We start from the raw sequence: 26,332 nt of genomic DNA on the forward strand, positions 1-26,332 counted from the left end.
GTACGGGTGTACGGAGATCACCGGTCGAGGGTGACGGTCTTGGACGACCTCGCGGACCGTTTCCAGGCGCTGCAGAGCTCGAGCGCCGACGCTACCTCGTCGGGATCCGGAACCCGAAACCCGTACTCGCCGCTCTCGACGGTGGTAAGAAACGCGCCGAACTGGCGGTCGAGGATGGGACTCTGCGTCCGTCCGAAGGCTTCCGTCGTGCGGTCGTCCGGCGGGCCAGCGTGCCAGTGTATCCCCTCGTAGCCCTGATGAGCCGACCGGAGCACGCCGTCGGTTCCGACGACTTCCGCCTCCCAGTTTCCGAGTCGTTCGCGACAGTCCGTCGAGTAGGTTAGCGTCATCGTGCTCTGGCTCCCGTCCTCGTGTGCGACGGTCGCGCCCCCCAGATCGGGATGCGCGCTGTGCAGCGTGTTCACGTTGTCGAGTTCGCCGGCGATTCGAACCGGCGTGGCGTCGGCGAGCCACTCCACGAGGTCGGCCGTGTAGTACCCCATCGCGTACGCGGCTCCCGCCTGATCGGGGGCGTGTTCGGCGTTGACGTCGATCCCGTCTTCCGGAACGCGGTCGTGCCTGATCGACGCGCGGACGGAAACGGGCTTACCGATCCCGCCGTCGTGGACGCGCCGTGCGAGTTCGCCGATCGCATCGTCGAACCTGGCAGGACAGGTCGTCACTGCGGGCACCGACTCGCTCGCGGCTTCCGCGATTTTCCACGCATCGTCAACCGTCGCGGCGGCCGGTTTGGCGGTGAGAACGGGGCACTCCCGTTCGAGCGCCGTTACCGCATCGGCCGCCCGCCGCGTCGTCCGGCTCGCGACGACGAGCAGGTCCGCGTCGTCGGCGAGTGCTGCAACATCGTCGTAAACGTCACAGTCGTACCGGGTCGCAAACGTTTCGGTCGTCGGACGTCCCAAACGCATTAGATCGTCGGGATCGGTCCTCGAAACGACGCCCTCAACGGTCGTATTCGGATGGTCGACCGCCCGTGCCGCGTATGCCGGGCCGTAGAACGACGCCAGCCCGACAATGCCGACGTTTCGGGTCATGCAAATCGTTACCAGTGTTCCCCGACCGGCGACTTTACAGTTACGTCTGGTTTTGTTCGGGGGAAAGCAATTATTTGCTAGTACGAACCATACCATAGGTATGGAGTTCGGCTTGTACCTGAATCAGTACGGCGACGAGCGCAATGATTTTGACTTCGAAGATATGTTCGAGCAACTCGACGTGCTCGAGGAGCAACCGTACGACGTCGCCGCGGTGGGGCAACGGCACTTCTACGAAGAAGGATTTTACGACCCGTTCACCTGCCTGACAGCGATGGCGACGCACACCGACTCGCTGAAAATACTGGCGAACATCCTGATCCTGCCGGTGTTCCACCCGATTCACCTCGCGGAGCGTATGATGGGGCTCGATCACCTCACGGATGGCAACGCCGCGTTTGGCGTCTCGTTGGGCTACCGTGAGAGCGAACTGGAGAACTTCGGCGTGCCGATGGACGATCGCGTCTCGCGGTTCATGGAGGGATTGGCGATCACCAAGCGGCTGCTCGAAGGCGAGCGGTTCGACTACGATGGCGAGCACTTCTCGTTCGAAGACGCGTTCGTGCGCCCCGAACCGATCCAGGATCCACGCCCGCCGATTCTCGGCGGCGGCAGTGCGGAAGTGGCAATCAAGCGAGCCGCCTACCGCTGTGATGGCTTTACGGCGGCGATCACTGAACCCGAGCAGTTGGAGGCGGACATAAACCGTTACTACGATGCGCTCGAGGAAGCCGGTAAGGATTCCGAAGACGGGCACGTAACGATCATGGTCGACGGCTACGTCGCGGAGTCAACCGAGGCGGCGGTCGACGCCCTTGACCCGTACCTAATCGACCTGCAAACGAAGTACATCAAGTGGGGCAACCCTGAGTTCGAAGGCCGTCCCGATTGGGAGGACATCGAAGATCAGTTGCTGTTCGGAACGCCCGAAGAAGTCGCCGAGAAAGTCGAACTGTACCGCGATATCGGCGTTGACCGACTCATCTTCCGTACGCAATTCCCGGGAATGGATCAGGACGTCGCGCTTCGGAGCATCGAGCGCTTCGGCGACGATGTGATCTCCCAGGTGAGGTGACGCTACTCGCCGAGCAACGTGTCACGCACCTCGTCCGCGCCTGCGACCGGCGTCGGCGCGACGTCGGTCTCCGCCGGTTCCTTCAACCCGTGGCCGGTAACGAGCGCCACGACGCTGTCCGACGGCTCGATCGATTCGCACGCGTTGATCGCGGCGACGCTCGCCGCGCTGGCCGGTTCGGCGTACACGCCGTCGACGCTCGCTAGTCGGGTCTGCCACTCGAACACCGTTTCGTCGTCGAGCGCGAGCGCGACGCCGCCGCTCTCGCGGACGGACGCCAGCGTTCGGTCCCCGTCTTCGGAATACCCCCGTAACGGGTCGGCGATGGCGCCGACCTCGGTGGTTATCGGTTCGTCCCACGGTTCTACGCTCGCACCAGTCTCGAAGGCGCGGACGATCGGGTGGCAGCCGTGGGCCTGTACGCAGACCATCTTCGGCACTTGCTTGACGAGACCGGCCTCCGCCAGCTCCTCGAATCCGCGATGCGTGCCGCCGAGCAGCGGTCCGGCACCGACGGGGACGGTTACCCAGTCGGGAGCTTCTCCAAGCCGTGCAACGATCTCGAACGCGACTGAGCGGTTCGCGGCGGCGACGTAGGGATTCGCGGAGTAGATGGCCGTCGCGTTGACGAGCCCGTCGTCCTCTGCGACCGTGTCGGCGAGGGAGAAGCAATCGCTGAACGTCCCGTCGACGGCGAACACGGAGACGCCGTGTGCGGCGACCTGCGAGAGCTTGGCGGTGCCCGTTCCCTGCGGCACAAGGACGGCACAGGCAATCCGCGCGCGTGCGGCGTACGCGGCGACGCTCGTCGCGGTATTGCCGGTGCTTGCGACGACGATTCCCTCGTACGGCGTGCTCTCGTCGACGACGGAAGACGCGATGACCGAACTCCCCCGATCTTTGAACGACGCGGTCGGGTTGAGCGACTCGAGTTTCCCGAACGCCGTGGGAGCGACGGAATTGAGTGCTGCGGTCGGCGTCTCGCCCTCACCCATGCGAACTCGCGGGGCCGCAGCCGGCAACGCTTTCCACGGATTCTCGAGTGCAGCGCAAAGGCTGTCGCGGGATGTTCGGTACTCAAGGAACGTTCCGCACTCACGACACCGTGGTCGCGTCGCCGCTCTGTCACCGCTGCACTGCGGACAAAAGAACGACACGGTCAGAAGTACGCCTCGCCACTTTTCGGGTCGAAGAGGTGAACCGACTCCGGGTTGACCCGAACGGTTACCTCGTCACCACGTGAGAGGCTGTTCATCACGTTGACGTTCGCAGACTGGGAAACGAGCGATTCCTCGAGATCCGACTGCAGGTAGTACCAGTTGTAGTCCCCGAACGTCTCAACGACGTCGACGGTCGCACTAAACGCCGGCCATCCCGACTCTCCGTCGTCGCCGAGGTACATCGACTCGGGGCGGACGCCAACCCGGACATCTGATCGCGGTACCGAGAGGTACTGGTCGCGGTGGCGCTCTGGAAGGTCGAGAGAGATGCCGCCGGCGTCGAGTCGAACTGCACCGTTCTCGACGATGTTCGCGTCGAAGAGGTTGATGCTCGGCGACCCGATGAAATCGGCGACGAACTCGTTGTCCGGCTCGTGATACAGGTCAAGCGAGGGTCCGAACTGCTGAACTTCGCCCTCGTTGAGCAGGAGAATCTCGTCGGCAATGGTCATCGCATCCTCCTGGTTGTGCGTGACATGGACGAACGTCGTTCCGAGCTCCTGCTGGATACGCGCCAGTTCAGTGCGCATCTCTAATCGCAGTTTCTCGTCCAGCGAAGAAAGCGGCTCGTCGAGCAAGATCACCTCTGGCTTCCGGACGAGCGACCGACCGAGCGCGACCCGTTGTTGCTGACCGCCGGAAAGCTCGCTCGGTGGTTGGTCCAGTTTGTCCTCGATCTGGAGCACTGCCGCGATCTCTTCGATCCGAGCGTTGCGCTCTTCTTTGTCGACGCCCTCCATCTGGAGGCCGAACCCCATGTTCTCGCGAACCGACTTGTGGTTCCACAGCGCCAGACTCTGGAACACCATGCTCAGGTTACGGTGCCGCGGTGGTTGGTCGGTAACGACTTCGCCGTCGATCAGTACGTCGCCACGAGTCGGCGTCTCCAGCCCGGCGATCATTCGCAGCGTCGTCGACTTTCCGCAGCCGGAGGGACCGAGGATCATTGTGTAGGCGCCCTCCGTAAACTCGATTGCGATGTCGTCGACGGCGACGAGCGATCCATACTCCTTCGTTACGTGGTCCAGTTCTATCTTGGTCATGATTAGACGACCCCCGTTCCTTTCGCGATCCCTTCGCCGAGGTACTTCGCCATCAGCCAGAACAGCGCCAGTACCGGCACCGTCGCGATGATGCTGACGGCAGCCAGCAGCCCCCAATCGATGGCATACGCTCCGAGCAACTGGTGCAAGGCGACCGGCACGGTGTGGCTTGCCGACTCGCGCATGAGGACGAACGCGAACATGTACTCACCCCAGGACATGATGAACGCGAACGTCCCGGCGGCGATGATCCCCGGATACGAGAGCGGAACCGTGATCCGGGCGAACGCGCCGAGTTCGCTCGCACCTTCGACCAGCGCAGCCTCCTCGAGTTCCCGCGGGATGTCCTCGAGAAACGCCATGAGAATCCACATGCAAAACGGCAACGCGAGCATCGTGTGCATGGCAATCAGCATGATCGGACTGGAGAGCAATCCGACCTGCGCGGCGAGGTAGAACACCGGCACAATCAGCGCGACGTGTGGGAACATGTAGGTCAGCAATACGAGCTTCGCTGCGCCGCCGCGACCGGGATACCGGTATCGAAGGATGCTGAATGCCCCGATCAGCGCGACCACCGTCGTCAACACCGTGGTCCCGATCGCAACGATCAAGCTATTGATAACCGACTCGTGGAAGCCAACCGAGAAGGCCTGTTCGTAGTGCGTGAAGGTGAACCCGCCGGGAAGCAACCCGACGTCGCCGTACACCGCATCGGTCGGTTCGACCGACGTCTTGAACATCCAGTAGAAGGGGAACAGGAACACCACGAGCGCGACTGCGAGAAGGCCAAATCGGAGGCCCGTCACCGCCCGTCGGCGGGTCGTGTAATTCGCACTCATCCGAAGGTCCCTCCTTTGAACTCCTCTTGCTGGAAGTACGCGACGACGAACGCGACCAACATCAGGAACAGCACGACGCTGACGGCCGTGCCGCGTCCGATGTTCTGGAGATTGAATGCAATGTCGTAAATGAACACCGGCAACGTCGTCGTGACGCCGACCGGGCCGCCTTCCGTGAGCAGCCACACCATGTCGAAGATGTTGAACGTCAGGAGCACGCCGAGCAGTCCGAGGATCGTCAGCGAGCCCTGGAGGTGCGGAACGGTGACGTGGTAGAACTCCTGGAGCAGTCCTGCTCCCTCGACTCTCGCGGCCTCGTACTCCTCCTGTGGAATCGTCTGGAGGACGGCGAACACCACCAGCGCGACCAGCGGCGTCCAGCGCCACACGTTCACCAGCGTGACCGTCGCGAGCGCGTACGACGTCTCGGTCAGCGGGTTGACCGCACCGCTCAGGACGCCGAATTCGACCGCCCAGTAGTTGAGCGGGCCGTACGACGAGTTGAACAGCCATCTCCATGTGATGGCAGTTACCGCTGTCGGGACGACGAACGGCACCAGCATGACGGTTCGGATGGCGTCTCTGCCGAAGAATTTCTCGTGCAGTAACAGCGCGATGCCAATGCCGAACGCGCCCTGTAACACGATGTTACCGACGGTCCAGACGATACTGTACCACGTGAAGGTCCAGAATCCGTCGTGGGAAACCAGCCACTGGTAGTGCTCGAGTCCCACGAACTGGCCCGTTCCCAGGTCCGTGAAACTGATCTGAACTGCGTTGAGAAACGGGTAGACGATTGTCACGAGAACCAGCGCAACTGCCGGGGTGACGAGCGCGATACCAATCAGCGTCCCTTTGCGCTCTATGCCCTCGAGGCGATCGCGAAACGCGAACTGATCGGCAAAACTCATCGCGAGTCCCTCCTACAGCTCATCGCTCCGTTCCACCTCGAGTACTTCTTCGATTCGTTCCTGGCCCCACTCGGCGGCCTCCTCCGGCGGACGCTCGTTGACGATGAGTTCCTGCACGACCTCGGCGAGAACGTGCGACCCCTCCAGTTCGCCGACGCTCGGGAGGTAGAGGTCGTTCTCGATGTGCATTTCGCGGAACCCGTAGATTGTGGCGTCCGGGATCGCGTCAAACTGGGTCTGGACCATTTCCTCGTTCTGACTGATGAGGTCGTGGTCCCAGAACGCGTCGGCGTCCTCGCCGTCTTCGGTCACCGGGAGGTACAGCGTCGGCTCCGTGCGGGCCAGCCACTCTCCGTAGACGTCGGGCTGGTGAAGCCACTCGACGAACTCGCCGATCGCATCGAGCGCGTCCTCGTTGAATACCATGATGTTGTTCACGTAGTGGACGCTCCCCGGTTGACCGTCGTCGGGGTACGGCTGCTGGATTGCCTCCCACTGATCGGCGTGATCGGTCTCCTGCAGGCCCCGAATCCACGACGAGAAGCCGTTCGTCGCGAACGTCGTTTCCTGGAAGAGCGACCGCTCCCACTCGGCCCAGCCCCAGCCGGTCGCGTCCGGTGGGCTCGCCGCATCGAACCACTCTGCGTAGAACTCGAGCGTCTCGACCGTCTCCGGCGTGTCGAACATAATCCCCCCGTCGGGCCCGTACACGTAGGCGTCGTTGTTGATCATCAGGGTATACAGGTTCTGGGTGGTCCAGAGATTCCGGTTGGCGGGGAGGCAGATGCCGTACTCGTCGGCGTCGGCATCCGTAACGTCGCTCGTCGCCTCGAGCCAGTCGTCCCAGCCGTCGGGCGGCCAGGCGTCGGCATCTTCGTAAACGTCCGCCCGATGGTGGTTGAGATACACCATGTCCCACATCGGAACGCCCCACGTCCCGCCGTCGTACTGGAACGGTCGGACGGTCGGGTCGAAGAACGATCGTTCGTCGTCGATCCGCTCTACGAGGTCGGTGACGTCGACGAGGTCTCCACGGGACTGGAACGTCATCGTGAACGCTGGGAGCGAGAACATGAAGTCCGGCTCTTCGCCGGCGTCCAGCGCCGATGTGAGCGCGCCGAACACTTCGTCCCAGTTCTGCGGTTCCTGGGTGATGGTGATCTCGTCGTGTTCCTCGTTGAAGCGGTCGGTAAACTCTTCGAAGACGTCGACTCGATGCGGGACGCCTTCTTGGTGCCAGAAGGTCAGTTCGTCCTCTTCGAAGACCTCGTCGTCGCCGCCGATACAACCGGCGAGGCTTACCGTTGCTGCTGCCCCCGTCGTGCCGACGAACGTACGTCGCGAAACCCTGCGTTCGTCGTCCCCATGGGTGTTACTCTCTTTCATTGTGGCCCATTTAAGAGTTGTATCGTCCACGACAAATAGATTTTGGGTAGCGAACAGACGATCGTGAGAAGGATTAACGGGGGATCCGACCGAAACGTCACCTGAGACATGAAGTTCAGTATTGATCTCGGCGGGATGTACGAACCGCCCGGCTACTACCTGGACCGCGCCGAATGCGTCGAAGCAGCCGGGTTCGATGCGCTGTGGTTCGGAGATCACTTTCAGCCGTGGTTTCACTCGGGCGGACGAGCGCCGTTCGCCTACGCCTGGATTCCGGCGGCGCTAGAGCGAACGGACTCGATTCCGGTCGGCGTATTTGTGACGCCACCGCTGTACCGGTACCATCCGCTCGTCGTCGCCAACGCGACGGCGACCATCGACGAACTGTACCCCGGCCGGTTCCGGTTCGGGGCCGGAACCGGAGAGCGGATGAACGAAGAGCCGTTCGTCGACGAGTGGCCGTCGTGGGACGAACGCGCGGCGCGAACGCGCGAAGCCCTCGAGATCATCGAGCAGTACTGGACGAGCGACGAGTTCTTCGGCTACGACGGCAAACACTTCTCGTTCGAGACGGTCTACCCCTACGAGCAGCCGACGAGCGACCTCGACGTCTACTTTTCAGCGACCGGTCCCAAGAGCGCGCGACTCGCCGCCGAGTACGGCGACCACCTCGTCACCATCGCCGGCGTCCCCGATGTCGAAGATCGGGTCGTTCGGACATACCGCGAGCACGGCGGTGACGGTGAGGTCATCTTCCAGACCGTCGGCGGCTACGGCGACGTCGACCGGCTCTGCGAACGCGTGATGAACTCGTTTGCCAGTACACTCGTGCCGAAGAACGTCGACGAAGCGGATCCGCGGGAGCTCGAGGCCTCGACCGAGGAGGTCACCCGCGAGGAACTCGAGGAGGCGTTCCTGTTTGCCAGCGCTCCCGCCGACGTCTTGGAGTGGATCGACCGGCAGGAGGAGAAGGGTGCCGACCACGTCGTCGTTACCGACGTTAGTTACGAGCAGGACGAGTTCTACGAGACCGCCGCCGACGAGATCCTGCCCGAACTGTAAAGGTGAGCGCTACTGAATGCAGAATCATGCAGATCACTCGGGTGACCATCCACCGGTACGAGATCCCGCTCGACGAACCGTTCGTCACCGCGCTCAAACCGATTCCGGAACTCGAGCGCGTTCTGCTGGAAGTCGAAACGGACGGCGGGATCGTCGGATGGGGTGAAGGCGCACCGGCGTACGAGGTGACGGGAGAGACGCAGGGATCGACCGTCGCGGTACTCAAGGAGGTGATCGGGCCGTTGATCCTCGAGAAGGATCCGATCGCTGTCGAGCGCGTCGTCGACGACGTCTGGAGTCTCGTCGACGGCGCCCCATCCGCGCGGGCGGCCGTCGAAATCGCACTGCAGGATATCCGGGGGAAAGCCGCGGGGATGCCGCTGTACCGGCTGCTTGGTGGCGCCGCCGCGGAACCGACGCTGTCGGCCCCGAAGGTACTGAGCATCAAATCTCCCGAGGAGATGGCGAGCGACGCGGCCGACGCGGTCGAGTCGGGATACGAGCAGATCAAAATCAAGGTCGGCGACGAGCCCGCGACGGACATCCGGCGCGTGCAGGCGATCGACGAGGCGGTGCCCGACCGGACCAGTCTGAAGGCCGACGCCAATCAGGGCTGGCGCGATGCCAAGACGACACTCGAGGCTCTCCGAGAGATCGAGGAGTTCCTCGATGTGATCGAACAGCCCGTTTCGAAGGAGAACATCGCGGATCTCGTCTTCCTGCGCAAGCGACTCGACGTTCCCATAATGCCTGACGAGAGCGTCGAGACGGCGAGCGATGCCAGCGATTTGATCCGCCGTGGCGCGGGCGATCTGTACAATATCAAGCTGATGAAAACCGGCGGCATCTCCGAAGCGGCGAGGCTGAACGCGGTCGCGGAGGCAGCAAACCGACCGACGCAGATCGGATCGATGGTCGAGGGACATGTCGGCACTGCCGCAGGCGTCCACTTCGCGGCGGCGCTCGACAACGTGATCTGGAACGAGATGGTCGGACCATTCATGACGACGACGGGTGTGACCGACCTCTCGTATGATCTACCGCGAATCGAGGTGAGCGGGCCTGGACTCGGCGTCGGCGTCGACCGCGACGCGCTCGCGGAGCTCCGGAGCGAGAAGCTGGTGATCGAGTGATGAACGTCGATCGCGACGAACTGGTCTCCCTAACCGCGGCGCTGGTCGGTAAACCGAGCGAGAACCCGCCGGGCGACGAACGCCGCGTCGTCGACGCGCTGCTCGAGCGCCTTGACCGGTCTCCGATCGAGTTCGACGTGGAAACCCATGAGGCGCTGCCGGACCGGGAGAACGTCGTCGCCCGAGCCGGCAATTCGGATCGCGGTTCGGTGCTGTTGACCGGCCACACGGACGTTGTTCCGGCAGCAGCGGACGACTGGTCCGGCGATCCGTACGAACTGCGTGAGGAAGACGGCCATCTCGTCGGTCGCGGTGCCGCGGATATGAAGGGTGCACTCGCCACGAAGATCGTCGCGGCGGAGTCGTATCTCGCGTCCACAGACGATCCGGGCGAAGTGATCCTCGCGTTCGTCGTCGACGAGGAGTGGGACGGGAAAGGGACCCAGACGCTCGTCGAACGGGGACTCACAGCCGACTATGCAATAATCGGGGAGCCGACTCGTCTCCAGACCTGCGTCGCCCAGAAGGGCGTCGCTCGGTACGAACTCGCGGTTCGTGGCGTGAGTGCCCACTCCGGCACGCCGCAGGAGGGCGAAGATGCGGTTCTGGCGGCAGGACGTCTCCTGACTGCTTTCGAATCGATGAACGAAGAGCTCGAGACGGAGACGAGCCACGCGCTGCTCGCGCCGGAGACGATTACCGTCACGGAGATAACCGGCGGCACTGCACCGAACGTCGTCGCCGATCGGGCGACGCTGACTGTCGACTGGCGGTTCCTTCCGGGGCACGACCGGTCGCCGGAACGGTTCGACGAACGCGTGTCTCGCCTGATCCGCGAAACCGATCTCGGCGCGGACGTCGAGGTGTCGGTCGAGCGCCTCGTGTTCGCTCGCGCCGGCGAAATCGATCCTGGTCACGAACTCGTCGAAACGGCCGTCGAGAGCGCAGCGGACGTCGGCGTCGAAAGCGCTCCCGTCGGATTCAACGCCGCGACCGACGCCCGCTTCTTGCTGCACGACGCGGAGATTCCGACGGTGCTGTTCGGTCCGGGGAGCATCGCGGACGACGCACACACCGTCGACGAGTCTGTCGCCGTATCCGAACTGGAGGCGACGGCGAAAACCTACCGGCGCGCGCTGGATCGCCTGCTGTAGGCTCGCGGCGCTGTCAGATCACGTTTTCGACGGCGGGGTGAACATCCCACCGAGCGCTGCCGCGGCCTGTTCGATGCACTCCTGGCCGTCCTCGAGACGCGGCAACCCGTGCCCGGGGAGGAGCGCGTCGACGTCGTGTCCCTCCAGATTAGATACGTCGGAGCGATAATCCGCCAGCGAGGATCCGGGGACGTTGAGCAGGCTGATCGATCCGTCGGGGTAGACCGCGTCGCCCACGAAGCAGGCTCGCTTCCCGTCGATCTGCGTCACGTAACAGACGTGGTCCGACGCGTGACCGCGGAACCGGACGACCTCGAACATCCGTCCCGCGACGGATACGTTGGTTCCCGGCTCGACCGTTCGATCCGGCCGGTAGTTCGTGAACTCGTACTCGGCCGGGTATACGTCGTCGCGCTTTGCGGCCGTGATTCCGAGTTCGTCGTCGGAACCGAGGGCGAGTAGCTCTCGGCTCGGCGACGGCGCGACGACGGGTATTGAGCGATCCTGCAGGTCCGGCCCGCCTTGCGAGTGGTCGGCGTGAGCGTGTGTTAGCACCGCTGCGACCGGCTCTCCAATCGCGTCTCGTGCGTTTTGCAGGATTCGTTCCGTGTCGCGTCCGCTGCCGGTATCGACGAGTACCGGTCCGTCGGGGGCGTCCACGAGGTACACGTTACAGTCGTAGGCGTCCGAGAGGCGCGCCTCACCGGAGCCGACGAGTGCGAGCGACGGCGTGAGTCGCATACGCACAGTACGCCACTCCCACCCTTATAATCGATTTCCCCGTCCGTCTCGAGCCGCAGTTCCCGTCGGAGCGGGCGGGCGCCAAGGTATATGTCGGTGCGCCCATCACGTTAGTTCACATGGCACACTCGCCCCCCTTCGGAAGAGAGACATTTGCAGAGCGGGCAATCGCCGTGGAACAGTCGAAGATACGCTACATGTTCGATCTGGCTCAGGAACGGTCCGACGAGGATCTCGTTCACCTCGAGATCGGCGAGCCCGACTTTGATACGCCCCAGCATATCGTAGCGGCCGCACACGAAGCGACGAGCGGCGGTGCGACACACTACACATCGAACGCCGGCCTCCACGAACTCCGGGACACGATCGCGGCTTGGGCGTCAGAAAAGCGGGACCTTTCCCTGGATCCTGCCAACGAGATCACCGTGACGACCGGCGCGATGGAGGCGCTCCACCTCGCGGCGATCGTGTTAGCTGACGCTGGCGAAGAGGTCGTCATCCCGACGCCCGCGTGGCCGAACTACGTCGCGCAGGCGTCTCTCGCCGACGCGACGCCTGTCACCGTCCCGCTGTCGGCGGACGATGGGTTTCGACTGGACGCCGATCGCGTCGTCAAGGCAATCGGCGACGAGACGGCGTTCGTGGTGCTGACCTCCCCGTCGAATCCTACCGGCCAGGTACACGAACCGCGCGAAATCCGCGTGATAATCGAGGCGGCGGCCGACCACGACGCGTTCGTCGTCGCCGACGAGGTGTACAGCGGTCTGGAGTACGACGGCGAATCGACAAGTATGGCCGCGATCTCCGACCATCCCGAGAGGGTGTTGACCGTCGATTCCGTCTCGAAAAAGTACGCGATGACCGGGTGGCGGGTGGGGTGGCTCGCCGGAGCGGAGTCGATCATCGACCAAGTGACGAAACTCCACGAGAGCACGACGGCGTGCGCGCCGACTCCATGCCAACACGCCGCAGTCGCGGCTCTCTCCGGGCCACAGGATCCCGCCGCCGAGATGCTATCGGCGTTCGCGGAGCGACGCGACTATCTTTTAGGCCGCATCGATGAGATACCAAACCTCGCCTGTCCGGAGCCGAACGGCGCCTTCTACGCGTTTCTCGACGTTCGAGAGATCGACGAACCGAGCATGACGATCGCGGAACGACTCTTGGAGGAATACGGCGTCGTCACCGCACCGGGTAGCGGGTTCGGTAGTGCGGGTGAGGGACACCTTCGGGTGAGCTTCGCAAATAGCCTCGATCAGCTCGAAGCCGGATTCGACGCCATCGAGCGGTTCGTCCAGTCGGAGGTGGGTCGATGATCGACGTCACCGTAATCGGTTGTGGATTCATGGGCGAGTTCCACGCCCGAGCCGTCCACGAACACCCGCTGTTGAGGCTCGCGAGCGCCGTCGACGTCGACGAGGAGCGAGCCGACGCGGTGGCGACCAAGTACGGCGCCGACGAGGCGTTGACGGAGCACGGAGACGCGTTCGCGGATGCTGACGCTGCAATTGTTGCGACGCCGGAACCGTATCACGCCGAACAGGCGCACGCGGCGTTAGACCGAGACGTCGATCTCCTGCTCGAAAAGCCACCGACCGACGACCTTGATACCGCTCGAGCCCTCGCGGAGCGCGCTCTCGAAACGGACCTCGTCACCGGCGTCAGTTTCGTCCTCCGATACGATCCTGCGTACGCGACTGCCCGCGAGCGTGCTCAGAACGGCGACCTCGGCGAAATCGTCTCGGGACGAGCCAAGCGAGCGATTACAGCCGACGAGTCTCGGCGGATCGGAGCCCGCGGCCATCCTAACTTCTATATGAGTATCCACGACATCGACGCGCTGCTCGCGTGTATCGATTCGCGTGTCCGTTCGGTGTCAGCCGTCGAACGGAAAGGGGAACTGGCCGATATCGACGTTCCGGACTCGGTACAGGCGCTCCTCGAGTTCGAGAACGGCACCACCGCAGTCGTAGAGGGATACGGCGTTCTCCCGGCTAACACGCCTGGCGGTATTCAGGCGGCCTTCGAGCTCGTCGGGACCAACGGTTCCGTCTCCGTCGATACGCCCGGGACAACTATCGAGGTACTCAATGGCAGCTTCGATCGCCCCGATACGCGACACTGGCCCGTCATAAACGGCGAAATGGACGGCGCCGTTGCCCGACAGATCGACCGCTTCGCGAAGGCAGTAGCGGGCGACGCGACGATGGTCGCGACGGTCGAGGACGGCTACCGCGCCCAGCGCGTCGCCGATGCAATCCGTCGGGCTGCTGAGACCGACTCGATCGTCGATCTGGATCCGCGTGAAGACGTGTGACCGGCTCACAAGATCTCCTCGTTCGGTCAGGTTGGACGGCAAACGAAATTGACCCGTCGAACGACGTGAATCGAGAATTTTCGTTCTGAAGTGCGCCGATGCACCCGTCCTAAGGGGCGAAACTATAGTACACAAATAGACCAGTATCGTATGATGGCACCGACTAGTTAGCGCAGTTTGAGAAGCGAGCAGGTCGTCGAGTTAGTTTGGCTATGACGCTCGTAGACCTGCTCAGCGAGTGCTACGCGGCGGAATTTGATGAAGCTTGGGAGCGTGAGCGGACGGCGACGCCTGTCAGGGTGTTCGCCGTCCGCCTCTACGCGACCGGTTGTTCACTTCGAGAGACACAAGCAATTTTTCGCTTGATCGGCGTAGAACGTACTCATCAAGCAATCTGGCACTGGGTACATCGGCTGGCTGATGGCATGCCAGACCCGCCAACGGTGCAGCCGTCGCGGGTCGCCATTGATGAGACTGCTGTCAAAATTAATGGCAACTGGTCTTGGGTGTATAATGCAATAGGTCTTGACTCGCGGTTGGTTCTTGATGTTGCAGTCTTCGGACGGAGGGAAACTGATCCAGCCGCTGCATTTGTTCACAGGCTGACCGAGAAACACGATCTCTCCGAGGCTGTGTTTCTCGTCGATGGCTATGACTATTTGACTGCCTTCTCTCGATTCGGATTGAGCGGTCAGCTCGACTATGTTGAGCGAAACCTGATTGCAAAGTGGTTTCACACCCTCAAAATGCGTGTAGACCGCTTCCATAACTCATGGGTGGGCAGTCGGGCCAGCGTCAGAGAATGACTTGAACAGTTCGTACACTACTATAACGCGCAGCGACCGCACCAATCACTCAACGGACAGACACCAGCGGAGGTGCTAAACTAGACAGTTTCGAGACCGAATTCTCATAGTGAACGCTCCTTGAGCCGATGCTTCCGGCAGTGGTAGAGGAAACCAATCTGCTGAAGATAGCCGAATTGCCACATAAAGACAAAAAGAATTCTGTCACGAGTATGACTTCGCAACTAATTGTCTCCTCACGAGCTTATATTTGGTACTGTTATTTGGACGTTGAATAACACACGTCTATGCGACGACGCCGATACTTGGGGGCGCTGGATCAACGCTCTCAATTACACCGGCCGGATGCGGAGACCTCATCGATTCGATCGACGACGAAAGCGAGGAGAGCTCCGATCAGGGCAATGAGTCTGACGAGAGCGACGGGGACGACACCGGAGACGACAATGAGCTGGACAGCGAACCGAGTGATTCAGACAACGATGATTGGAGGAGAACATCTCAACCCGCTGCTCGAGAGAGGTCTCTGACGTAAAATGAACGCACGTCGTATGGTCACCAACCGCAATGACTACATTTCAATCGAAACTGTAAGATGAGAAGCAACAGAGACGTCTGGGGGACCCCTGATACCGAGTGAAATCTACCTCCACACACCCCAGACACCGAGTGAAGATTCTCGGTCTGACGAGCGTTAGACGTTAGATTTACCGGGAGGAATTCTGAAGGTGGAATTCTATCCAGACCACCCACACCCCTCGCAACGAGTGAAGATGAGAACAGGTATCCCTCCTAATCAGCCAGCGTCGAAGCCAGCGTGAGGGAATCATGCCAGTTCGAGACGATTTCAGTCTCGAGGGTCCTATCGTATTATTATATAACTAGGTATAGAAGCAATACATACATGCAAAGAATAGATAGACAGCAACTGAAAGCTAGGATCCAGAATCTAGCAGCGCTTCTTTATATACTCTTGCAGTTTCATCTCTCGTAGGGGTATCGGAATCGATCCGGTTTTCACTCGGTGTCTGGGGTGGGTGTTTGACCAGCATCTCTCGCAATATTCGCGAGATAACCTCCAGGTCGCTCTATTTCACCACTTTCACTCGGTATCAGGTATCCGTAGTTTTATGTACATTCATTGAGACACCTCCATTATGACGAACCGTGATCTCAATGACTTCTCTGACGATGATCTCTTTGCAACGGGGGATATCTTTGCTCGACGTGAGCTCTTACGTGTTGGACACGTTCCAGACCGTGATCGTATTGTCGGACGAGATACCGAGTTGCAAAACGTCGGTCAAGCATTGGGTCCTGCAATTGATGGCGGCCCACCGTCAAACATCGTTATTTATGGCAAGACGGGCACTGGAAAATCGCTCGTAGCCCGCCATGTTACACAGCGTGCTCGAGAGCGGGCGATCACAAACGATATTGGGTTCAGTCACGTCTATGTCGATTGTTCAGATGCTGATACTGAGACCCGTGTCGCTCGAGAAATAACGACACAGCTTGCCGACGAGACACCGGCAACACCGGACATTCCTGACAAGGGGATTGGTGCGAACGAATACTATCGGTATCTCTGGGATCTCCTCGAATCGCGTGATGTCTGTATCGTTCTGCTCGACGAGATCGATATCCTTCGAGATGATGATGTACTGATGCAGCTCTCACGAGCAGAGGAAACTGGAAAGACGGATTGCTACCTCGGTGTCATCTCTATCAGTAACAAAATCGAATTCCGGGATCGTCTCAGTGAGCGTATCGACTCCAGCCTCCAGGACGAGGACATCATCTTTCAACCATACGATGCTGACCAACTCCGAACGATACTCGAGAATCGCCGAGACGCGTTCAAACCTGGTGTCCTTCAAGACGGCGTGATTCCGAAGGTTGCTGCACTTGCAGCTCGAGAGCATGGTGACGCGCGAAAAGCAATCAATATCCTCCAGAAAGCGGGCGAGTTAGCTGAGCGCGAGAACGATGATCACGTGACTGAAGCACACGTCGAGCGCGGTCAACGGAAAGCGGAAGTTCAGCGCTTCCAAGAACTCGTTTCGGGCTCGACACCACACGTCAAATACCTCCTTCGTGCATTAGCGAAGCTCACCGAGAATCGCGAGGGTGACGCCTTCTCAACGCACGAAATCTACCAGGTGTACCAGAGTATTGCAGATGCTGAGGGCAGTGATCCGTTGAGCCAAGACCGAGTCTATCGACTTCTAAAAGAGCAGTCGTTTCTCGGCGTCACTGAATCACGACACACAGGCGGTGGACACAGCGAAGGGAGTTACCTAGAACACCGACTTATGCGCGGATCTGACGTCGTCTTGGCGGCTCTCTCGGATTGAGAAAACATTTTTTCGGGCAGAGAGTAGTTGTCCTCGGGAAAGACGTTCTTCGGTACCAGAGGATCGGTCTTAGACTACTATTGGTGTGTCACACAACAGTTCCCGATAGCCATTGTTCACGATCTCAATCCTAAACGAAACACACAACTGGCGAAACTCGAAGCGTTGTACGAGGAGTGACCGTGGCTCCAGTCGGCCCTTCCGCTGATCGATGCGGCATGCGAGTCTCCGGAATCCGAGCCGACGTGTGATCTGGTGCTTATAGGCCCGACCGTCTCTCAGCAACCGCTTCCACAGTTTGTCGAGGCTTTATCCTGATGCTCTCAACAACCGCTCTGCCTTGTCTGTGCTTGGACAGAGCAACGTATTTCAGTCGGCCTTTGGGCTCTGAAAATCGTTGGTAGAACTACTGACCTTTATAATGCGCAAATCCGACTTTGGTGATAGATGACAGACCCACAGGATTCTATCGAGATCGAAAACGTCGTCGCATCATCCGGTATTGGACAAGAACTTGAACTCGAGAGTCTCGCAATGGACCTCGAGGGGGCTGACTACGACCCTGAGCAGTTTCCTGGCCTCGTCTATCGCACCACAGATCCCAAATCTGCTGCCCTGATCTTCCGCTCCGGAAAAATTGTGTGTACTGGGGCAAAAAGCGTCGATAACGTGCACGAGAGTCTGGAGATCGTTTTCCAGATGCTTCGTGACCTCAATATTGCGGTTGATGAGGATCCAGAAGTTATCGTGCAGAATATCGTCAGTAGTGCCGACCTGGGTCGCAATCTCAACCTGAACGCGATCGCGATTGGGCTTGGACTCGAGAATATCGAGTATGAACCAGAGCAGTTCCCTGGGCTAGTCTATCGGCTTGACGAACCCGAGGTTGTCGCCCTCCTTTTCGGCTCCGGGAAACTGGTCGTGACTGGTGGGAAAGAAGTCGACGACGCAAAGGAGGCTGTTGGTGTTATCGCTGATCGTCTCGAAGACCTCGGTCTACTCGAGTAAGGTTCAGTCTCTTTCTATAACTGCACTGTTGTTGTCACAGCTAATCTCGGTATAGAGAGTGTTGCGCACAGGCGATGCAGATACCGCTGGTAGCATCCGTGAGCGAAGCGAGCGGTTCTCCACCGAAGCGAGCGAAGCCCGCAAAGGTGGATTCTTGGAGGGGCGGTGAGCGAGCAATGCGAACGAACCCGACAAAAAAGGTACGTGTTCAATTATACGTGCCGATTTAACGGATCCGATTCAGGACGAAGATTAAATAAAGAAAGTGCGCTACTAGGGAGAGACGTACTTACGACATTTGCCGTTAGAACGGCTGTCACTCCTCTATCGGATGTCTCGACTCACTTGATCTCTTGTACTGTCTCGTACAGATTGGCGTTGAGTTCTCGCATGTTTTCGAATCGTTCTTCAAGTTCAGATACACGCTCTTCGAGTTCTTCGTTCTCTGAGGCGAGGTGCTTTTTTTCCTGCTCGAGTTTTTCCACACGACCCTCGAGGTCCTCAAACCGCTGACGGACGACGCGCTCTCCGAGGGGGTCCATCCCGTAGCTCTGTTGGGCTTCCGAGAGCACCTTTTCCCCTCTGTCAGTTATCTGGTAGGTAAACCCCTCACGTGGCATCGGATCGCTACTCTCCCGATCGAGACGCTCGAGGAGTCCTGCGCTCATGAGCCTCTTGAAGTGGTAGTTGACCAGGCTACTATCGAGGTCGGTATCATCGGTGATCCTGGAAGTCTTCGTTTTGCCGCCACGGGTTCGGATTGACTCCATGATGCGGAGTTGTTTTTGTGACAGCTCGCCGGCGACTTCGTAGGGCTCCTGAGTTGTGTCCATACCATTGCATCAATCTCGAGTAGTAAAAATCTACTTCAGTTTCCAGTCAGTACTGAACTACCGACTACATATAGTCCGTCTACCCCCTCAACGCTAATCTCGAGCACTCCGCCCTGAGACTCCACGTCTATAGCCTCGAGTGAGTATCAACGAAGCGATAGATGCCTGGATGATTAGTGAGCGATAGCAAGTGGAACCACGAACAGTGCGGCGCGGCGCGACCAGCAGAAGAGGACCTCGAGGAGCGAAGCAAAATGAGACCATCACCAGGCTACAGCAGAGGGGACTCTCACCTCGAGCACAGGATGGACTCTCAGGTTGAGCACCAGCAGAGATGACTCTCAACAGGCTGGTAGATAGTGGACTATCATCTCGAGTGTAGGCATGCGATCCTGGGCAATCTCGAGGTAGTGTCTGGGGGTCAACGCTGGCTACAGCATGCGGAGCGAGCACGGAGCGAAGCGGAGTGCGAGCGGCCAGTCGGTAGCCCTGCGGCGAGATGGGGTTAGGCCAGCCGCTGACTCGAGCTGGGGTCGCTGTCGTGGTCTCCGAGGCCGCAAACTGGTTGGCTCTATGGAAGCAGTATCACTTTGGGATATGACTATACACCTGTGAATAACGCCCACTTTCGCCGTGACCTTCTGCGTGGTGGTGCGACGGCGTTGGTGGTGATGGTAGCGTCTCTGAGGAAGACGAAGTTACGAATTCAACTGGATTGAAAGGAGCTTTGGGTATAATGGTGAGCTGCCATTGAGCCTGTAGACTCTGTTATGCCTTCGATGTTACCTTGACTTCACCGCTCCCAGTGGCAACTACATTGTATCCTGCGTACTCGAAGGAGACCGACTCGAGACCAGTATGACGGTCCGAGGCGACCAACTCATTCAGCGCGTCAGCGTTGATCACGTTATTGAGTGGTGGCAGTTCGAACGGATCTTCTCCAGAAACCCGTGCGACTGCAGAAACAACAGCAACCACGGGCGTCGTTTCACAACCCGAAAATTGCTCTGTTGCTGAAGGGGTGCTCCCAGTGTGGGTGTCTGGTTCAGTCATGGGGCGAACTGCCACATCATAGTATAAACTGCTTCGCAAATCGTTTGCCAATTCTCGAGGATTGTCTATACAATATTAGGGGCTCTTCATAGCCTATTGGTCATCAGTTCAGGAATTCTTAATGAACGCCAGCTGATATCAGAGCGATTAAGGTAGGGAGCAAACTGGTATTAGACATGTATGATTTGACTGGGTTTCAGCGAGATTTGCTCTATACCGTGGCCGGCCTCGATGAACCCCACGGGCTTGCGATCAAAGACGAACTGGAAGAGTATTATGAAAAGGAAATCCATCACGGGAGGCTCTATCCAAATTTAGATACACTTGTCGACAAAGGCCTCATCGACAAAAGCCAGGCCGATCGCCGTACGAACGTCTACGCCGTCACGAGCCGCGGCAAGCGCGAAATCGAAGCACGTCGAGACTGGGAGGGACAGTACGTCGACCTCGAGGTCTGAATCACTCCCCGTCAACTTCCACGTTAGCGAGGGTGAAGCTGGTGCTCCCGCAAGAACACTCCCCGTCGCGTTTCACCGATCGAATCGTTCCATCGGCCCAGATACGCACAGCCAGTGCCTTCTGGCAGTCGTTACATAATCCAAGTCCCCAATCAGGGTTTCCCTGCGGCACAATCTGAGGGTGTCATAGAACGGTTCGCGTACCAGTTGCATTGACGGAGAATCAAGGAGAAAGCCCCGCCCTTTAGGGTGGGGATGAATCCGACAAACCATCCACAATCAACCGACGATGGCAGGGCCGAGTCTCCCACGCCAACGCATACTTTTACGAACCATCACTTCGAATGATACGGTGATGAAGCGAGCCAACCAGTTCAACGTTTGCCCTCGCTCCGAGAAAGATCGCGAGGTGTTCGTTCGCTGGTTGGACGCTTCTGCGAGTCTCTGGAACGAGACGAATTACGCTCGCCGCCAAGCCTTCCTCGAAGACAACGAAAGAGCCTTGTTTAGACGCTCCCGGATGAGCGGGTCAGGAGTCATTTTGACTGATCAGAATTTGGTGGTAAGCACTTCACAGTACGGTTTCATACTTTGAGAACGAAGCGTTAGCGCCGATCTCGGTCGCGTCTAAACAAGGCCCAACGAAAGTGTCTGGGACGCCGATACCGGCAGTCTCGAAGGCAAGTACAAGGGCGTCCTCAGCAGCTCCGTCGCCCAGCAAATCATCCCCAAAAACAGCGAGGCGTGGAGATCATTCCTCTCGCTCAACGAGAAGTACCACGCCGAGAAACTCGATGAGAAACCGTCACCACCGGGGTACTGGGGCAACGAAGACGACGGACGAGTGCTACATACGTTCGCAACGATCAGTACACCATAGAGTACGGCGAACGTTCCCGCCTCGAAGTCCCGATTGGATCCGATCTGAAAGACGAGTACGGATTCGGATACAGGGAACGTCTCCGCCTCGAAGTCGCTGGCGACCCGAAGTGGAACGGCGAGCAGGGCCGACTCGAACTCGTGTACGACGAAACCGCAGACGCGTTCAGGGCCTTCCAACCAGTCACCGTACCTGATTCTCGACTGGACTCACCATTGGCCTCGGAAGAGGCCGCTCTGGACGTTGGCACGAACAACCTCGTCGCCTGCACGACGACGACCGGCCAGCAACTCCTGTACGAAGGACGCGACCTGTTCGAGGAGTTCCGCGAAACCACGGAGCAGATTGCGCACTATCAGTCACTCCTCGACGATCAACGCAAGTCCAGCAACCGCATTGACCGATTGTACCGGAAACGCACGAATCGCCGCGACTACGCACAAGACGCACTCGTCCGCGACCTCGTGGAACGCCTGCACGATGAAAGCGTCTCGACGCTGTACGTGGGCGACATCAAGGACGTTCTTTCGACGCACTGGTCGCCGGTTGTGAACGAGAAGACGCACAATTTCTGGGCCTTCTCGCGGTTCATCGACCGCCTCGAAAGCGTGTGCGAGGAGTACGGCATCACGGTCGAGGAGGAATCCGAGGCGTGGACAAGTCAGGAGTGCCCTGAGTGTGGCGAACGCGAAGAGACGGTTCGCCACAGGGATTCGTTGACGTGTCCGTGCGGGTTCGAGGGACACGCTGACTTGGTGGCGTCCGAATCGTTCCTGAGACGGCAGAACAACGCGGTTGGGTCGATGGCACGGCCCGTGTACCTCAAGTGGAACAATCACGAATGGCGGGAAGATCATAGCTCGCCCTCCATCGCGGTGGAGACAACGGCCAACGAGGAGTACACAGACCAGAGTACCGCATCGAGCGGGAATATCGCTCACGGGGACTCGGACGACTGAGACTCCCACGTGAGGAATCCTCGCCCTTCAGGGCGGGGAGGATGTCAAGGGACGCAGTATCGCATGAAAGACGGACGATAACGGCGCCGTATCTTATTATGAGGTTCGACTGCCCGAACACGCGTAAATTAAGACCTGTCTACACGCGTTACTAATATACGCTGCTCTGTGGAGCTACAGGGCATGCCTCGTTCGTCCCCATCCTCCGACGATTCAGCCTCCTGTGACTCCAAACCAGCTGGATCAGACGCTGGCGACTCCCTGTGCGCAGACTTGGCCACGACGCGGCGGCGGTATCTCGCACTAACAGGTGTTGGGCTCTCCGCAACCACTGCTGGGTGCGCATCTACCAGTTCCGACAGACCAACAACGGAGTCCGAAATCCCGGAGCCGACTGATGAAACGTCCGATGACCTAGAGACGATTGAGGATGAGACAGAGAGCGACGAAGACGATGCGGAGACTGACGAAGACGACACAGAGACCGACGAAGACGAGCCGGAGTCCATCGACGACCTCCCGCTGTTCGACGCGCACACGCACGTTATTCCGACGGAAGCCCGGGGTCGTGACCCCCTCTTCGCCGAGCAACTCGTCGAGTGGATGGATACTAACAGCGTTGATCGAGCGGTCGTCCTCGCGTTCGATGCTCCCGAAGCGTATCCGGTTCAAGCGCCGAGCGGGTGGGTGCTCGACGAGGTCGATCCGTACCCCGATCGGCTCGTTCCCTTCTGTACGATCGATCCGCGAGCTGTCGACGGAACGGACGCTGCCGCCGGCCGCCTCGAGCACTACATCGACCGCGGCGCTCGTGGATTCGGCGAGCTCAAAATCGAGATGGATATCGACGACGACCGCCTCGAACCGCTGTATGAGCTCTGTGCGACTTACGAGTTGCCGATTCTCTTTCATACCGACCGACAGATGATGCGGGACGAGGTCGGCCTCCCGCGACTCGAGAACGTACTGGCGTCGTATCCCGAGGTCGATTTCGTCGCACACGCCCACGGGTGGTGGTCGCACATGGCCGCGGACGTCGAGCCGCTGGATCTCGGGCGGATCCCGGAGGGACCGATCGAAGCTCCCGGCCGCGTCTGGGAATTGCTCGCGGAGTACGACAACATCTACGGCGACATCTCCACGCTCGGGGGATGGAACGCACTCACCCGCGACGAAGCGTACGGACAGGCATTCCTCGAGTCACACCACGATCAACTCGTCTTCGGGACTGACTATCTCTTTCCCGGCCACCAGATTCCACACTTTGCCCTGTTCGAACAGTTCGATCTCGAGCTCGATGCGTGGGCGAATATTCGGCATCGAAACACCGAGAACCTGCTTCGCTGAACCGACGTTGGGGGCGAAGGCACGCTCTAGATGGTAAAACTTACAAGACAGAGCATACGTTCAGCACGACGGTTTCGTTTGTCTCACACCGAAGCTAATGAATCACCCATTTAACAGATAGGCGCACCCAACGCTGTTATTTCTATCATCTACAAATTATATTGGTGGAAACATGCCGAATATATCAGTCAAATTCTTCAACCACTACAAAATCTTCTCCACCACAACTACAGGAATACCGGCTTCTCGGCTTGATTGCACCATCTTCGTCTATTCGGCCCACACATACTGAGCCACACCGAGCACATCCGATAAGAATCGGCTCTTCCCCCTCCATCTGCTTGAATACATCCCCTTCGGAGATACCATCAGTTCTTCTGGTATACCTCAATACCTGCAAAGAATTCTAAAGCTAGCTGTCAATAACGGTTGATCACAACGTGAGAAAGACACACGACGATTCTGTTCTTCCTACGCCGAAGCCATTGCATCATTCGTCTATAGGTTTGTGAATTGAACGTTGGAGCTGATTCTGGAGAATGCTATTTTCAACTTCTGTCTGGTACAAAGACATCGATGGGGCGTGGAATTGGCGAAATTGAATTTTTGCAGGAATATATTCCTGAGTCGCTGGCAACTCCAATCGCGCTGTTCACTCAACTCGGTGATGTATGGTTTCTCGTTTTCCTTCTCGGCGTGCTGTACTTGTCTCCCACTACCAACCGTGATGCGATTGCCGCCGTGAGTGGAGTGACGTTAGCCGGACTCGCGTTCATGGATTCGTTGAAACACATCTTTGCCCTTCCTCGCCCCGATCAACCGTTACTCCCAACCGAGGAACTCCCGGTCGTCCTTCAACCACTCTATGAAGCTACCGCATTTTCCGCTGGATACGGCTTTCCCAGCGGCCACGCGCTCATGACGACGATTGTCTACCTCAGTTTGGCTGATGTTCTGTCAATCAGCACCCGAAAACGCAGGTATCTCATTGCAAGTCTCCTGATCGTAACTGTCTCTCTTTCACGGATCGCTCTTGGTGTCCACTACCTCGTTGATATCGTCGCCGGAGTGGGACTCGGTTTCGGGTTCTTGATCGCTACAAGAACGATCTCAACGAGCGTCTCAGATAAGGGGACTGCTGCGTTCGGGCTTGCTGTGTTCCTTGCTGGACTCAACTTACTCATTAGTCTGGCTGATACAGACGCGCTTCAATTAGCGGGTGCAGCCCTCGGTGCGTTCGCTGGATGGCAACTGATCGGAGTCACGCGAGGACTTCTTTCCGAGAGAGGTCAATCGAAGACAGATCGTTTGCTTTGGGGACGGGTGATCACAGCGACTATCGCAATCACGGTATTGGTTGCAGCACTCGGATTCAATCCAGTCACCTCGCCGGTAGCACAGAGCGGGATACTGGGACTTGGAGTAGCTGTGTTCGTCCTCATTCCCATGATCAGAGACGTGCGCTGAATGCGGAGCTACCACAATCGTCAGGACTGGTGCCACCCATTATTCTCTGGGCTTCACCAACCGTTAACCCCCGACAGAGCCTACAATCAGGTCGTTTCAATCCCCAGATGTTGTCCCTCGTCTCTATCGCTGTGATCGCGTTCATAGTGACGAATCTCGATGATCTCGTCGTCTTGACCGCTTTCTGTGGCCACGAACGCTATCGACTTCGAGAAATCCTCCTCGGTCAGTATCTCGGATTCGGGCTGTTAGTGGCCGTGAGCCTCGTCGGAGGGGTAGGTGTCGCCAGATTGTTCACCGAATACGTGAGATGGCTCGGGATACTCCCGATCTTCGTCGGTGTCGTCTGGTACCTCCGAATACGTGGTCAAGCGGAACGTGGCGCATCGAGCCAACAGGTCGTCGTCGGATCAACTTCCCGGTCGCGTGCGATGGTCGTTGCTGGGATCGGATTTGCTGACGGAGGCGACAATATCGCCGTGTATATCCCATTGTTTGCTGCTTTCGAGCTGGACGAGACGATGCTTGTGGCTGGAATATTTCTGACTGCTGCTGGTCTATGGGTGCTGTTTGCTCGATGGCTGGCGAGTTATCCGCTCTTAGCCGCTCACCTCGATGAGTACGGCGATCTTGTTCTCCCAATCGTACTCGTGGGGCTTGGCGTAGTGATCCTTGCAGGGGTCGTCTAATCCGATAGTTATTCGATTCGATAGCGTCTGAAGACGAAGAGGTCGCCGTTTCAAATCTCACCAGTCTTGTCTTGCCGAGGGTTACCTCTGACTCATGCCACATTCGCGCCCTGTATTCAGCAGAGACTGAATGTCCTACTCAGATTCAGTCAGAATCTGGCTGCTGAATCCAGAGGGTAGATGCAGCACGACGGTTGCCTTTATTTCACCACTCATCCCAGATACACCCGAAAGAGAACCTGCGTATAGAACAGACAGCAACAGACCAGCAAGATTTTATGAGCAAATGTTGACATTCTTGCGTATGGAACTCACACGTGAAAATGTCCTCAAGGTATTTGCACCAATATCTATACTGACCGTCCTGATACTAGTGTATCTTACAACGCTTTCTTATTGGTGGGTTCTCGGAATAACGGTCCTCGTCGCCATAATAATCCCTCAGTCGATAATTCGATTTCATCCCAGAATTGACGCCTAAGTTCCCTACTTAGCGATCACTCCCCTTCGTAGACCGGCGCTCGATTCCTGTCACA

Annotated in this window: 21 protein-coding genes and 2 pseudogenes; 14 read left to right on the forward strand and 9 right to left on the reverse strand. The window is 58.8% G+C overall.

All coding sequences use genetic code 11. The features are described 5' to 3' along the window. Positions 1–17: 17 nt before the first annotated feature. A complete protein-coding gene (locus tag CV102_RS23635; RefSeq protein WP_187433097.1) occupies positions 18–1,055 on the reverse strand; it encodes a Gfo/Idh/MocA family protein in 1,038 nt (345 codons plus the stop codon). A gap of 100 nt (positions 1,056–1,155) precedes the next feature. Here CV102_RS23635 and CV102_RS23640 point away from each other — a divergent pair, with 100 nt between their 5' ends. Then, a complete protein-coding gene (locus tag CV102_RS23640) occupies positions 1,156–2,130 on the forward strand; it encodes an LLM class flavin-dependent oxidoreductase (protein ID WP_187433098.1) in 975 nt (324 codons plus the stop codon). A 2-nt stretch (positions 2,131–2,132) separates the two neighbouring features. Here CV102_RS23640 and thrC read toward each other — a convergent pair whose 3' ends face one another. The 5 genes from thrC to CV102_RS23665 are packed head-to-tail and all read right to left on the reverse strand — an operon-like array spanning position 2,133 to position 7,532. Next, the gene (gene thrC / locus CV102_RS23645; RefSeq protein WP_267903143.1) at positions 2,133–3,287 is read right to left on the reverse strand and encodes a threonine synthase; all 1,155 of its coding nucleotides are present in this window, start codon (positions 3,285–3,287) and stop codon (positions 2,133–2,135) included. 2 nt (positions 3,288–3,289) lie between these two features. After that, positions 3,290–4,393 carry an ABC transporter ATP-binding protein gene (locus CV102_RS23650; RefSeq protein WP_148860474.1) on the reverse strand — a complete coding sequence of 368 codons (1,104 nt, stop codon included), beginning with the start codon at positions 4,391–4,393 and terminating at the stop codon, positions 3,290–3,292. Positions 4,394–4,395: 2 nt separating this feature from the next. Further along, positions 4,396–5,235 (reverse strand): carbohydrate ABC transporter permease, encoded by an 840-nt coding sequence (locus tag CV102_RS23655; RefSeq protein ID WP_148860475.1) that lies wholly within the window; start codon positions 5,233–5,235, stop codon positions 4,396–4,398. Further along, complete coding sequence (locus CV102_RS23660) at positions 5,232–6,146, reverse strand: carbohydrate ABC transporter permease (protein ID WP_148860476.1); 915 nt, start codon at positions 6,144–6,146, stop codon at positions 5,232–5,234. The genes CV102_RS23655 and CV102_RS23660 overlap by 4 nt, the downstream gene beginning before the upstream one ends. A gap of 12 nt (positions 6,147–6,158) precedes the next feature. Then, a complete protein-coding gene (locus CV102_RS23665; RefSeq protein ID WP_148860477.1) occupies positions 6,159–7,532 on the reverse strand; it encodes an ABC transporter substrate-binding protein in 1,374 nt (457 codons plus the stop codon). Positions 7,533–7,640: 108 nt separating this feature from the next. Here CV102_RS23665 and CV102_RS23670 point away from each other — a divergent pair, with 108 nt between their 5' ends. From CV102_RS23670 to CV102_RS23680, 3 genes are read left to right on the forward strand one after another with little or no spacing between them, the layout of a single operon-like run. After that, positions 7,641–8,594 (forward strand): LLM class flavin-dependent oxidoreductase, encoded by a 954-nt coding sequence (locus CV102_RS23670; RefSeq protein ID WP_148860478.1) that lies wholly within the window; start codon positions 7,641–7,643, stop codon positions 8,592–8,594. 26 nt (positions 8,595–8,620) lie between these two features. Further along, positions 8,621–9,727: a mandelate racemase/muconate lactonizing enzyme family protein gene (locus CV102_RS23675; RefSeq protein ID WP_148860479.1), complete on the forward strand. Its 1,107-nt coding sequence runs from the start codon at positions 8,621–8,623 to the stop codon at positions 9,725–9,727. Further along, positions 9,727–10,881, forward strand: coding sequence for a M20 family metallopeptidase (locus tag CV102_RS23680; protein ID WP_148860480.1), 1,155 nt, complete (start codon positions 9,727–9,729; stop codon positions 10,879–10,881). Before CV102_RS23675 ends, CV102_RS23680 begins: the two co-directional genes overlap by 1 nt. A gap of 18 nt (positions 10,882–10,899) precedes the next feature. Here the strand turns inward: CV102_RS23680 and CV102_RS23685 are convergent, their stop codons facing one another. Continuing rightward, the gene (locus CV102_RS23685) at positions 10,900–11,622 is read right to left on the reverse strand and encodes an MBL fold metallo-hydrolase (RefSeq protein ID WP_148860481.1); all 723 of its coding nucleotides are present in this window, start codon (positions 11,620–11,622) and stop codon (positions 10,900–10,902) included. A 119-nt stretch (positions 11,623–11,741) separates the two neighbouring features. Between CV102_RS23685 and CV102_RS23690 the strand changes: the two genes are divergently transcribed. The 5 genes and pseudogenes from CV102_RS23690 to CV102_RS23710 all read left to right on the forward strand — a co-directional run bounded on the left by CV102_RS23690 (position 11,742) and on the right by CV102_RS23710 (position 18,110). Beyond that, positions 11,742–12,938: a pyridoxal phosphate-dependent aminotransferase gene (locus tag CV102_RS23690; protein WP_222863733.1), complete on the forward strand. Its 1,197-nt coding sequence runs from the start codon at positions 11,742–11,744 to the stop codon at positions 12,936–12,938. Beyond that, positions 12,935–13,939: a Gfo/Idh/MocA family protein gene (locus tag CV102_RS23695; RefSeq protein WP_148860482.1), complete on the forward strand. Its 1,005-nt coding sequence runs from the start codon at positions 12,935–12,937 to the stop codon at positions 13,937–13,939. Before CV102_RS23690 ends, CV102_RS23695 begins: the two co-directional genes overlap by 4 nt. A gap of 212 nt (positions 13,940–14,151) precedes the next feature. Further along, positions 14,152–14,829 (forward strand): annotated as a pseudogene (locus tag CV102_RS23700) (IS6 family transposase). A gap of 1,073 nt (positions 14,830–15,902) precedes the next feature. After that, a complete protein-coding gene (locus CV102_RS23705) occupies positions 15,903–17,102 on the forward strand; it encodes an orc1/cdc6 family replication initiation protein (protein WP_148860483.1) in 1,200 nt (399 codons plus the stop codon). A 447-nt stretch (positions 17,103–17,549) separates the two neighbouring features. Further along, positions 17,550–18,110, forward strand: a complete 561-nt coding sequence (locus CV102_RS23710) for a TATA-box-binding protein (RefSeq protein ID WP_148860484.1) — start codon at positions 17,550–17,552, stop codon at positions 18,108–18,110. Positions 18,111–18,451: 341 nt separating this feature from the next. Here the strand turns inward: CV102_RS23710 and CV102_RS23715 are convergent, their stop codons facing one another. Both CV102_RS23715 and CV102_RS23720 read right to left on the reverse strand, forming a co-directional pair. Next, the gene (locus CV102_RS23715; protein ID WP_148860485.1) at positions 18,452–18,943 is read right to left on the reverse strand and encodes a winged helix DNA-binding protein; all 492 of its coding nucleotides are present in this window, start codon (positions 18,941–18,943) and stop codon (positions 18,452–18,454) included. A 768-nt stretch (positions 18,944–19,711) separates the two neighbouring features. Continuing rightward, positions 19,712–19,996 (reverse strand): HalOD1 output domain-containing protein, encoded by a 285-nt coding sequence (locus CV102_RS23720; protein ID WP_187433099.1) that lies wholly within the window; start codon positions 19,994–19,996, stop codon positions 19,712–19,714. A gap of 176 nt (positions 19,997–20,172) precedes the next feature. Between CV102_RS23720 and CV102_RS23725 the strand changes: the two genes are divergently transcribed. The 5 genes and pseudogenes from CV102_RS23725 (at position 20,173) to CV102_RS23755 (ending at position 25,796) form a co-directional block, all read left to right on the forward strand. Further along, entirely contained in the window at positions 20,173–20,454 is a 282-nt protein-coding gene (locus CV102_RS23725) for a PadR family transcriptional regulator (protein ID WP_148860486.1), read from the forward strand. A gap of 355 nt (positions 20,455–20,809) precedes the next feature. Further along, a pseudogene (locus CV102_RS23735) lies at positions 20,810–22,293 on the forward strand (RNA-guided endonuclease InsQ/TnpB family protein). Positions 22,294–22,476: 183 nt separating this feature from the next. After that, positions 22,477–23,640 (forward strand): amidohydrolase family protein, encoded by a 1,164-nt coding sequence (locus tag CV102_RS23740; RefSeq protein WP_394349520.1) that lies wholly within the window; start codon positions 22,477–22,479, stop codon positions 23,638–23,640. A gap of 576 nt (positions 23,641–24,216) precedes the next feature. Beyond that, entirely contained in the window at positions 24,217–25,107 is an 891-nt protein-coding gene (locus CV102_RS23750) for a phosphatase PAP2 family protein (RefSeq protein WP_148860488.1), read from the forward strand. Between the two features lie 107 nt (positions 25,108–25,214). After that, positions 25,215–25,796 (forward strand): cadmium resistance transporter, encoded by a 582-nt coding sequence (locus CV102_RS23755; protein ID WP_148860489.1) that lies wholly within the window; start codon positions 25,215–25,217, stop codon positions 25,794–25,796. Positions 25,797–26,332: the final 536 nt, after the last annotated feature.

Source organism: Natronococcus pandeyae (assembly GCF_008122205.1).
GTDB lineage: Archaea > Halobacteriota > Halobacteria > Halobacteriales > Natrialbaceae > Natronococcus > Natronococcus pandeyae.